Genomic DNA, 10127 nt, shown 5'->3' on the forward strand with positions numbered 1-10127 from the left:
TGTGTGGAGGAACACCTTGGCCCTGACCGTCGCCGTCCAGATGGACCCGCTCGAAACGATCAACATCGCGGGCGATTCCAGCTTCGCCCTGATGCTCTCCGCGCAGCAGCGCGGCCATCGCCTGTTCCATTACGCCGCGGAGGATCTGAACTGGTCCAACGGCCGCTTGTGGACCAAGGCGCGGCCCGTCACGGTGCAGCGGGTCGCGGGCGACCATTTCACCGCCGGCGCCCCGGTCAGCCTCGATCTGGGCGAGGAGGCGGACGTGGTCCTGATGCGCCAGGACCCGCCGTTCGATCTCGGCTATATCACTGCCACTCACTTGCTGGAGCGGATCTCGGACCGCACGCTCGTCGTCAACGATCCTGCGAGCGTGCGCAACGCCCCCGAAAAGGTGTTCGTGCTCGATTATGCGCGCTTCATGCCGCCGACGCTCGTCACCCGCTCGCTCGATGAGGCGCGCGCCTTCCTGAAGGAACATGGCGCGATCGTCGTGAAGCCGCTGCACGGCAATGGCGGCAAGGCGATCTTCCGCGTCGGGCCGGAGGGCGAGAACCTCTCCGCGCTGATCGAGGTGTTCAACCAGACGTGGCGCGAACCGCACATGGTGCAGGCCTTCCTTCCCGGCGTGGCGCAAGGCGACAAGCGGATCGTGCTGGTCGATGGCGAGGTCGCCGGCGCGATCAACCGCCTGCCGGGTGAGGGCGAGTTCCGCAGCAACCTAGCGGTCGGCGGCTCGGCGGAAAAGACCGAGCTTACGGCGCGAGAGCGGGAAATCTGCGACGCGCTGGGGCCGGAGCTGAAGCGACGCGGGCTTATCTTCGTGGGGATCGACGTGATCGCGGGGCAGTGGCTGACGGAGATCAACGTCACCTCCCCCACCGGCATCGTCGCGATCGAGCGGTTCGACGGCACCGATGTCGCCGGCCTGATCTGGGACGCGATCGAGCGCCGCATCGCGGAACGATCCCGCTAGGACGCGCGCTTTCGCCCCTGCGACACGCTCGATCGACCGGGCTGGTCCTGCGCGGGACAGATCACCCCGCCATGGCCGACCGGCAGATGTGCTGCATGGACCGGTGATCTTCTCAGAGGCGCATGACCGAATTCATCATCGATTGGATCGCCTGGGGCGGCTACATCGGCATCTTCCTGCTGATGGCGCTGGAAAACGTGGTGCCGCCCGTCCCGTCGGAAGTGATCATGGGCCTCGGCGGCATCGCCGTCGCGCGCGGCGACATGGCGATGATCCCGCTGATCCTGTGGGGCACCGCGGGCACCACCGTGGGCAACATGTTCTGGTATGAAATCGGGCGCCGCATGGGCGTGGTGCGGTTCAAGCCGTTCGTCGACCGGCACCAGCGATGGCTGACGATGGACTGGGAGGATGTGGAGCGGCTCAACCGCTTCTTCCACCGCCATGGCCATTGGGTCGTATTCGTCTTCCGCTTCCTGCCCAGCTTCCGCACGCTGATCTCGCTGCCCGCCGGCATGGCGAAGATGCCGCTGTGGAAGTTCCTGCTGTTCACCTTTGTGGGCAGCGCGATCTGGAACACCGTGCTCGCCGGGGCCGGCCTGTTCCTCGGCCGGCGGTTCGAGGAGCTTGATCGCTATGTCGGGCCGGTCGCGATCGGCCTGACCGTGCTGATCATTGCCGGCTATCTCTACCGGGTCATCACCTGGAAACCGAGCGGCGAGCGTCCGGGCAACTGACCGGCCCGCCCGCGCCGCAGGACGCGGCGGCGCGGGGGCAGGACATCAGATCAGGCCCGCGAGTGGCGAGGACGGGTCGGCGTAGCGGCGGATTCCCATCCGGCCGGCGCGATAGGACAGGCGCCCCGCCTCGACCGCGGACTTCATCGCCGCCGCCATCAGGATCGGGTCCTTCGCCTCGGCGATCGCAGTGTTCATCAGCACGCCGTCGCAGCCAAGCTCCATCGCCACCGCCGCGTCGGATGCCGTGCCGACGCCGGCGTCGACCAGCACCGGCACCTTTGCGCCCTCAACGATCAGGCGGATCGTCACCCGGTTCTGGATGCCAAGCCCCGATCCGATCGGCGCACCCAGCGGCATGATCGCCACCGCGCCCGCATCTTCCAGCTGCTTCGCGGCGATCGGGTCATCGACGCAATAGACCATCGGCTTGAAGCCCTCCTTCACCAGGACCTCGGTCGCCTTCAGCGTCTCGCGCATGTCGGGGTAGAGCGTCCGCGCCTCGCCCAGCACTTCCAGCTTCACCAGATCCCAGCCGCCCGCCTCGCGCGCCAGCCGCAGCGTGCGGATCGCCTCGTCCGCGGTGAAGCAGCCCGCGGTATTGGGCAGATAGGTGAACTTCTTGGGATCGATGAAGTCGGTCAGCATCGGCGCCTTGGGATCGCTGACATTGACGCGGCGCACCGCGACGGTGACGATCTCGGCCCCCGATGCTTCCAGCGCGGCGGCGTTCTGCGCGAAATCCTTATACTTGCCGGTGCCCACGATCAGCCGCGATCGAAACGTCTTGCCGGCAACGCTCCACGTGTCGTCGCCGCCGGATACAGCATGGTCGCCGCCGCCGACGAAATGGACGATCTCTATATCGTCGCCATCCTCGACACACACATCCGCGAGAGTCGAACGCGGCACCACTTCCAGGTTGCGCTCCACCGCGACCTTCTCGGGCACCAGCCCGAGTTCGGTCGCCAGTTGCGCCAGGGTCATGCCGGCGCTGACACGGCGATGCGCGCCGTTCACGGTGATCGATACGGTTCCGTCGGTGTGGGGCATGATATCCTTTGCGGGGCTGCGCGCCCCATCGTCCTGGCAGGCGGGGTGATTTGCCTTCCACCTAGGCTTGGCGCACATGGCGTTCAAGGAAGGAGCCGCCTTTGCCTCTCGTCTATGTCCTGAACGGGCCGAACCTGAACCTGCTCGGCACGCGTGAGCCGGAGATCTACGGCCATGACACGCTGGACGATATCGCCGGCCAGCTCGAAGATCGCGGTCGCGAGCTCGGCCTCGAAATCGACATGCGCCAGTCCAACCACGAGGGGCATCTGGTCGACTGGCTGCACGAGGCGCAGGCTCAGGGCGCCCGCGCCGTGTTGCTGAACGCGGGCGCCTTCACCCACACCTCGATCGCGATTCACGACGCGATCAAGTCCGTCCGCACCCCGGTGATCGAGGTGCATTTGTCCAATCCGCACAATCGCGAAGAATTTCGCCATGTCTCCTTTGTGGGGCGTGCGGCACGGGGAACTATCGCCGGGTTTGGCGCGATGTCATATCTGCTCGCGCTTGAAGCGGCGGCGCGATTCTGACACAGCGCGCGCCCTGTTACAGGGAAGGGGTCGCAATGAGCGATAAGGAACATGGAGCGATGAAGGTCGACGTCGATCTCGTCCGCCAGCTTGCCGAGCTGCTCGACGCAACGCAGCTCACCGAGATTGAGGTCGAGGACGGCGACCGCCGCATCCGCGTCGCGCGGGAAGTGACCGCCGCACCGGCCGTTTACCACGCACCGGCGCCCGCCGCTGCTGCCGCGCCGGCACCGGCGTCGGCCACCGCCGCGCTGCCGCATGCAGAGCCGGCCGCTGCCGAGCCGTCGCTTGCCAATGCGGTCCGCTCGCCGATGGTCGGCACCGCCTATCTCGCCGCCGAGCCGGGCGCCGCGGCGTTCGTCGCGATCGGCAAGCAGGTGCAGGCTGGCGACACTTTGCTGATCGTCGAGGCGATGAAGGTCATGAACCCGATCACCGCGCCCAGCGCCGGTACGGTTAAGGCGATCCTGGTCGACAACGGCCAGCCGGTCGAGTTTGATCAGCCGCTGGTGGTCGTCGAGTAAGATGCCCGAGATCAAGAAGCTCCTGATCGCCAATCGTGGTGAGATCGCGCTGCGTATCCACCGCGCGTGCCACGAAATGGGGATCAAGACCGTCGCGGTGCACTCCACCGCCGATGCGGACGCCATGCATGTCCGCCTCGCGGATGAGGCGATCTGCATCGGCCCGCCGTCCGCGGCGGAGAGCTACCTCAACATCGCCAACATCATTTCCGCGGCCGAGATCTCGGGCGCGGATGCGATTCACCCGGGCTATGGCTTCCTCAGCGAAAACGCCAAGTTTGCCGAGATCGTCGAGGCGCACGGGCTGATCTTCGTCGGCCCCAAGCCCGAGCATATCCGCACCATGGGCGACAAGGTGGAGGCAAAGCGCACCGCCGGCGCGCTCGGCCTGCCGCTGGTCCCTGGTTCGGACGGCGCGCTGACCGATTCGGCGGAGGCCAAGCGCCTCGCACGCGACATCGGCTATCCGGTGCTGATCAAGGCTGCATCGGGCGGCGGCGGCCGCGGCATGAAGGTCGTGCCGTCGGAGGACATGATGGACACGCTGATGGCGCAGGCCGGCAGCGAGGCGAAGGCCGCGTTCGGCGACGCCACCGTCTACATGGAAAAGTACCTCGGCAATCCGCGGCACATCGAATTCCAGGTGTTCGGCGACGGCAATGGCAATGCCATCCACCTCGGCGAGCGTGACTGCTCGCTGCAACGCCGCCACCAGAAGGTGCTGGAGGAGGCGCCCTCGCCCGTCATCACGGCCGAGGAGCGTGAGCGGATGGGCGGCATCGTCGCGAAGGCAATGGCCGACATGGGCTATCGCGGCGCCGGCACGATCGAGTTCCTGTGGGAAGACGGTGAATTCTACTTCATCGAGATGAACACCCGCCTGCAGGTGGAGCATCCGGTGACGGAGGCGATCACCGGCCTCGATCTCGTCCGTGAGCAGATCCGCATTGCCGAGGGTCATCCGCTGACGCTGCGCCAGGAGGATGTCATCTTCCGCGGCCACGCCATCGAATGCCGCATCAATGCCGAGGATCCGCGTACCTTCGCGCCCTCGCCCGGCCTCGTGAAGCAATATCACGCCCCCGGGGGCATGCACGTGCGCGTCGATTCGGGCCTCTACGCCGGCTACAAGGTGCCGCCGTATTACGACAGCATGATCGCCAAGCTGATCGTCTATGGCACCACCCGCCAGGGCGCGCTTCGCCGCCTGCGCCGCGCGCTGGAGGAATTCGTCATCGACGGGATGAAGACCACTATCCCGCTCCACCAGGCACTGCTGGACGATCCGGAGTTCCAGGAGGGCGAATATACCATCAAGTGGCTGGAGGACTGGCTGGCCAAGCAGCAGGCCTAGTCACCCCTTTCCCCGCGGCCGCGCCATGGAAGCGTGCGCCGCGGGGCCACCGCCCGCCCCCTCGACATGACGCGCGCACTGCGTTGCGCTAGGCTCCCCCCTCACGGATGGGAGGAACCATGTTCATCGGCCATTACGCGCCGGCACTTCTTGCAGCCGCCCTGCCCCATGCGCCGCGGCTCGGCACGCTCTTCGTCGCCGCCCAATTGGTCGATCTCGCCTTCTTCGCGCTGACCTTGCTCAACATCGAACATCTGCGGCTGGTGCCCGGTAGCAATGCGCAGACCTCGCTCGATCTGTATCACATGCCCTATACGCACAGCCTGCTCGGCACGATGGCCTTTGCCGCCTTCTGGGCCGCCGGCGCGCGGTTGGCGCATGTGCCGTGGCGCGCAACCATGATCGGCGCGCTGGTGGTGCTGTCGCATTGGCCGATCGACTGGCTGGTTCACCTTCCCGACCTCACGCTCGCCGGCCAGCCGCCAAAGCTGGGCCTTGGCCTTTGGGCGACCCCGCTCGTCGCCCGCCCGCTGGAGCTGGCGCTGACCGCCGCCGCCTTCGCCTGGTACGTGAGATGCACGCGCCCCGCCGGGCGTCATGCGACACTTGCCCTCGTCACGCTGGCGGGCGCGATGCTGGCGGCGCAACTGGTCGACTGGTCCGCGGCGCCGCCGACCCGCATCGTCGACCCGATCCACCCCGCGCTGCCGCTCACCGCGCTGGCCGCATTCACCGTGCTTGCGCTGCTCGCGACCTGGGTCGGCCGCACCCGTCGCTTCGCGCTTGGTCCACGCCTGCGGACGCTATAGACGGGGCCAATGAAGGCGACGATCTGGCACAATCCCCGCTGCTCCAAGTCCCGGCAGGCGCTCGCGCTGCTCGAGGAGGGGGGCGCGAGCGTCACGGTGGTCGAATATCTGAAGGCGCCGCCGACGCGCGATGAACTGGCGCGGCTCTATGCCCGCGGCGGGATCGCCCCGCGCGACGCGCTGCGAAAGGATGCGCCGGCGGTCGACAGCGATGCCGCCGCGCTCGACCTGATGGCCAGCGATCCGGCAACGATCGAACGGCCGTTGGTCGAAACGGAGAAGGGCGTGGTGCTGGCCCGCCCGCCCGAGCGGCTTCGCGACATTCTGTGACGCTCGACGAGAAGAGCCGCTGGCGTGTCGAGCGCGCCTCGCGCGCGGCCGTGATCGTCGACGCCGATGATTATTTCCGCCTCGCCCGCGCGGCGATGATGAAGGCACAAAAGCAGATCCTGCTGGTCGGCTGGGATTTCGATGCCCGCATCCGGCTGGCGTGGAAGAACGAGCCGCCCGGCGTCCCGACCGAGGTGGGCGAGTTCATCAACTGGCTGGTGAAGCGCCAGCCGGACCTGAACGTCTATATCCTGCGCTGGGACAAGGGGGCGCTGAAGACGCTGTTTCGCGGCAAGACGCTGCTGACGCTGACCAAATGGCGTTTCCTGCGAAAGCGGATCCATCTGAAGCTCGACGCGCATCATCCGATCGGCGCCTCGCATCATCAGAAGATCGTGGTGATCGACGATTGCCTCGCCTTTTGCGGCGGCATCGACATGACCGACGAGCGGTGGGACACCCGCCAGCATCGTGACGAGGACCCGCATCGCACGTCGCCCAACGGCTTTGCCAATGCGCCCTGGCACGATGCCACCACTGCGCTGCAGGGCCCCGTCGCAACCGCGCTGGGGGAGCTGTGTCGCGCTCGCTGGGAAATCGCCGGCGGGGAACCGATCGCGGCGCCGGTCGGTGAAAATGATTGCTGGCCGCAGGATCTCGAACCGGATTTCCGCGACATCGACGTCGCCATCTCCCGCTCGCAGCCCGATCACGGCGGTCAGCCCGAGGTGCGCGAGATCGAGAATCTCTATCTCGAACTGATCGGCCGCGCGAAGCGGCGGATCTATGCCGAAAGCCAGTATTTCGCCTCGCGCCGTGTCGCCGAGGCGATCGGCAAGCGGCTGGATGAGCCCGATGGCCCCGAGATCGTCATCATCAATCCGGTCACGGCGCAGGGCTGGCTGGAGCCGGTGGCGATGGATACCGCCCGCGCGCGGCTGTTCCAGGCGCTGAAGCAGCGCGACACCCACAACCGGCTGCGCATGTATCATCCGCACACCGCCGGCGGCACGCCGATCTATGTCCACGCCAAGGTGCTGGTGATCGATGAGGACGTGATCCGCGTCGGCTCGTCCAACTTCAACAATCGCTCGCTCCGGCTCGACACCGAATGCGACGTGACGATCGAACATGACGGCGACCGTATCGCCGCGATCCGCGACGATCTGATCGCCGAGCATCTCGCGGTCGAACCGGCCGAGGTAACCGCCGCTATCGCCCAGCATGGCCTGATCGGCGCGATCGAGCGGCTGCGGGGCCAGGGCAAGACGCTCATCCCCTATGAGGTGCCCGACCTGTCGAGCGTCGAGGAATGGCTGGCCGACAACAAGATCCTCGATCCCGAAGGGCCGGGCGAGATGTTCGAGGCATTGTCAGCGCGCAAGCCGCTGCTCGGCCGGCTGCGCCAGCGGATCGGGCGGCGGCGCCAGCGGCGGTGACGCGGTTGCGGCGCTGATCTGCGCGTGGCTGGTGACACCGGCGGGCTTGGCCGCTATCGCGCGCGCATGACCGCCATCACGCCAGAAGTCGTCGCCGAGCACGGCCTTAGTCCCGAGGAATATGATCGCGTCCTCCACGCGCTCGGCCGTGAGCCGAACCTGGTGGAACTCGGCATCTTCTCGGTGATGTGGTCGGAGCATTGCTCCTACAAGTCGTCGCGAATCCACCTGAAGAAGCTGCCCACGGAAGCTCCCTGGGTGATCTGCGGCCCGGGCGAGAATGCCGGCGTCATCGACATTGGTGATGGTCAGGCTGCGATCTTCAAGATGGAATCGCACAACCACCCCTCGTACATCGAGCCCTATCAGGGCGCGGCGACGGGTGTCGGCGGCATCCTGCGCGACGTCTTCACCATGGGCGCGCGCCCCATCGCGAACATGAACGCGCTTCGCTTCGGCCGTCCCGATCACCCCAAGATGCGCCACCTGATTTCCGGCGTCGTCCATGGCATCGGCGGCTATGGCAATTGCGTCGGCGTGCCGACCGTTGGCGGCGAGGTGAACTTCCATCCAGCCTATGATGGCAACATCCTCGTCAATGCGATGACGGTCGGCGTCGCCGATCAGGACAAGATCTTCTATTCGGCCGCCAGCGGCATCGGCAATCCGATCGTCTATGTCGGCTCCAAGACCGGCCGCGACGGCATCCACGGCGCCACCATGGCCTCGGCCGATTTCGGCGAGGATGCCGAGGAGAAGCGCCCCACCGTCCAGGTTGGCGATCCCTTTACCGAGAAGCTGCTGATCGAGGCCTGCCTCGAGCTCATGGCCTCCGACGCGATCGTCGCGATCCAAGACATGGGCGCCGCCGGCCTCACCTCCTCCAGCGTCGAGATGGCGTCCAAGGGCGGCGTCGGCATCGAACTGATCATGGACGACGTGCCGCAGCGTGAAGAGGGCATGACGCCCTATGAAATGATGCTCTCCGAATCGCAGGAGCGCATGCTGATGGTGCTGAAGCCGGGCCGCGAGGCCTTCGCCGAGGCGATCTTCCGCAAGTGGGAACTCGACTTCGCCGTCATCGGCCATGTCACCGACACGGGCCGCATGGTGCTTAAGTGGAAGGGCGACACCGTCTGCGACATCCCGCTCGCCCCGCTCGCCGACGAGGCCCCGCTCTACGATCGCCCGCACGTCCCCACCCCGCCGGCCAAGGCGCTGGTCGACGTGCCGGAGTGCAAGGACATCGCAGCCGATCTCGTCACGCTGATGGGCTCGCCCGACATCGCCAGCCGCCGCTGGATCTGGGAGCAGTATGACCACATGGTCGGCGCCGACACGGTGCAGCGCCCGGGCGGCGACGCCGCGGTGGTGCGCGTCCACGGCACCGACAAGGCGCTGGCGATCACCACCGATTGCACCCCGCGCTATTGCTACGCCGACCCGGTCGAGGGTGGGAAGCAGGCCGTCGCCGAGACCTGGCGCAACCTCACCGCGGTCGGCGCAAAGCCGCTCGCGATCACCAACTGCCTCAACTTCGCCAACCCGCAACGCCCGGAGATCATGGGCCAGATCGTCGGCTGCCTCGATGGCATGGCGCAGGCGTGCCGCGCGCTCGACTATCCGATCGTCTCCGGCAACGTCTCGCTCTACAATGAATCGAAGGCGACCGGCGGCGGTTCGGCGATCCTCCCCACCCCCGCGATCGGCGGCGTCGGCCTGATGCAGGACTGGACCAAGAGCGCGACCATCGCCTTCAAGGGCGCGGGCGACGTCATCCTCGCGGTCGGCACCCGCCGCGGCGATCTCGGCCAGTCGCTCTGGCTCCGTGAAGTCCACGGCCGTGAGGAAGGCCCCCCGCCCCGCGTCGATCTGGCGCAGGAGAAGGCCACCGGCGATCTCATCCGCACCGCCATCGACCTCGGCCAGCTCTCCGCCGTCCACGACGTCTCGGATGGCGGCATCGCCGTCACGCTCGCCGAGATGGCGCTCGCCGGCAACATCGGCGCGATCATCGACCGCAAGCAGCCGTTCGACTGCGCGCATTCCTTCTTCGGCGAGGATCAGGGCGTCTACATCGTCACCGTCCACGATCACGCGCTGGCCGATTTCCTCCAGGCCGCGCTCGAGGCCGGGGTCGAGGCGGAGCCGATGGGCCGCACCGGCGGCAAGCGCCTGATCTTCGAGCGGCCCGACCGCGACGATGTCGTCACGCTCGACACGCTGCGCGACGCGCATGAGGGCTTCTTCCCGAAACTCATGAGCGCGGAGGTATCGCTGGAGGGCTGACCGGCCCTCCCGCCCCTCCCCAGCCCCTCTGTCCTACGGCTGCATGTTCGCGCTACGTTCCGCGACATGCAGCCGTAGGACAG

General features: G+C 67.0%; 10 protein-coding genes. 9 read left to right on the forward strand and 1 reads right to left on the reverse strand.

The genetic code is table 11. From position 1 onward, the window contains the following. The first annotated feature begins 16 nt into the window (after positions 1 to 16). Positions 17 to 976 carry a glutathione synthase gene (gene gshB, locus CA236_RS12345; RefSeq protein ID WP_125945826.1) on the forward strand — a complete coding sequence of 320 codons (960 nt, stop codon included), beginning with the start codon at positions 17 to 19 and terminating at the stop codon, positions 974 to 976. Between the two features lie 122 nt (positions 977 to 1098). Beyond that, entirely contained in the window at positions 1099 to 1713 is a 615-nt protein-coding gene (locus CA236_RS12350) for a DedA family protein (RefSeq protein WP_046411068.1), read from the forward strand. Between the two features lie 45 nt (positions 1714 to 1758). Here CA236_RS12350 and thiS read toward each other — a convergent pair whose 3' ends face one another. Continuing rightward, entirely contained in the window at positions 1759 to 2766 is a 1008-nt protein-coding gene (gene thiS / locus CA236_RS12355; RefSeq protein WP_125945827.1) for a sulfur carrier protein ThiS, read from the reverse strand. Between the two features lie 101 nt (positions 2767 to 2867). Here thiS and aroQ point away from each other — a divergent pair, with 101 nt between their 5' ends. The 7 genes from aroQ (at position 2868) to purL (ending at position 10044) form a co-directional block, all read left to right on the forward strand. After that, positions 2868 to 3299: a type II 3-dehydroquinate dehydratase gene (gene aroQ, locus CA236_RS12360; protein ID WP_125945828.1), complete on the forward strand. Its 432-nt coding sequence runs from the start codon at positions 2868 to 2870 to the stop codon at positions 3297 to 3299. A 35-nt stretch (positions 3300 to 3334) separates the two neighbouring features. Next, a complete protein-coding gene (gene accB, locus CA236_RS12365) occupies positions 3335 to 3823 on the forward strand; it encodes an acetyl-CoA carboxylase biotin carboxyl carrier protein (RefSeq protein WP_046411071.1) in 489 nt (162 codons plus the stop codon). Position 3824: 1 nt separating this feature from the next. Next, the gene (gene accC / locus CA236_RS12370) at positions 3825 to 5177 is read left to right on the forward strand and encodes an acetyl-CoA carboxylase biotin carboxylase subunit (protein WP_125945829.1); all 1353 of its coding nucleotides are present in this window, start codon (positions 3825 to 3827) and stop codon (positions 5175 to 5177) included. Between the two features lie 119 nt (positions 5178 to 5296). Beyond that, complete coding sequence (locus CA236_RS12375; RefSeq protein WP_125945830.1) at positions 5297 to 5986, forward strand: hypothetical protein; 690 nt, start codon at positions 5297 to 5299, stop codon at positions 5984 to 5986. A 9-nt stretch (positions 5987 to 5995) separates the two neighbouring features. Then, the gene (locus tag CA236_RS12380; RefSeq protein WP_125945831.1) at positions 5996 to 6316 is read left to right on the forward strand and encodes an arsenate reductase family protein; all 321 of its coding nucleotides are present in this window, start codon (positions 5996 to 5998) and stop codon (positions 6314 to 6316) included. Further along, positions 6313 to 7755 carry a phospholipase D-like domain-containing protein gene (locus tag CA236_RS12385; protein WP_241212636.1) on the forward strand — a complete coding sequence of 481 codons (1443 nt, stop codon included), beginning with the start codon at positions 6313 to 6315 and terminating at the stop codon, positions 7753 to 7755. Before CA236_RS12380 ends, CA236_RS12385 begins: the two co-directional genes overlap by 4 nt. Before the next feature lie 66 nt (positions 7756 to 7821). Beyond that, on the forward strand, positions 7822 to 10044 hold the full coding sequence (gene purL, locus CA236_RS12390; RefSeq protein ID WP_125945845.1) for a phosphoribosylformylglycinamidine synthase subunit PurL: 2223 nt from the start codon (positions 7822 to 7824) through the stop codon (positions 10042 to 10044). Positions 10045 to 10127 lie beyond the last annotated feature (83 nt).

It is taken from the genome of Sphingomonas sp. ABOLG (genome assembly GCF_003950435.1).
GTDB lineage: Bacteria > Pseudomonadota > Alphaproteobacteria > Sphingomonadales > Sphingomonadaceae > Sphingomonas > Sphingomonas panaciterrae.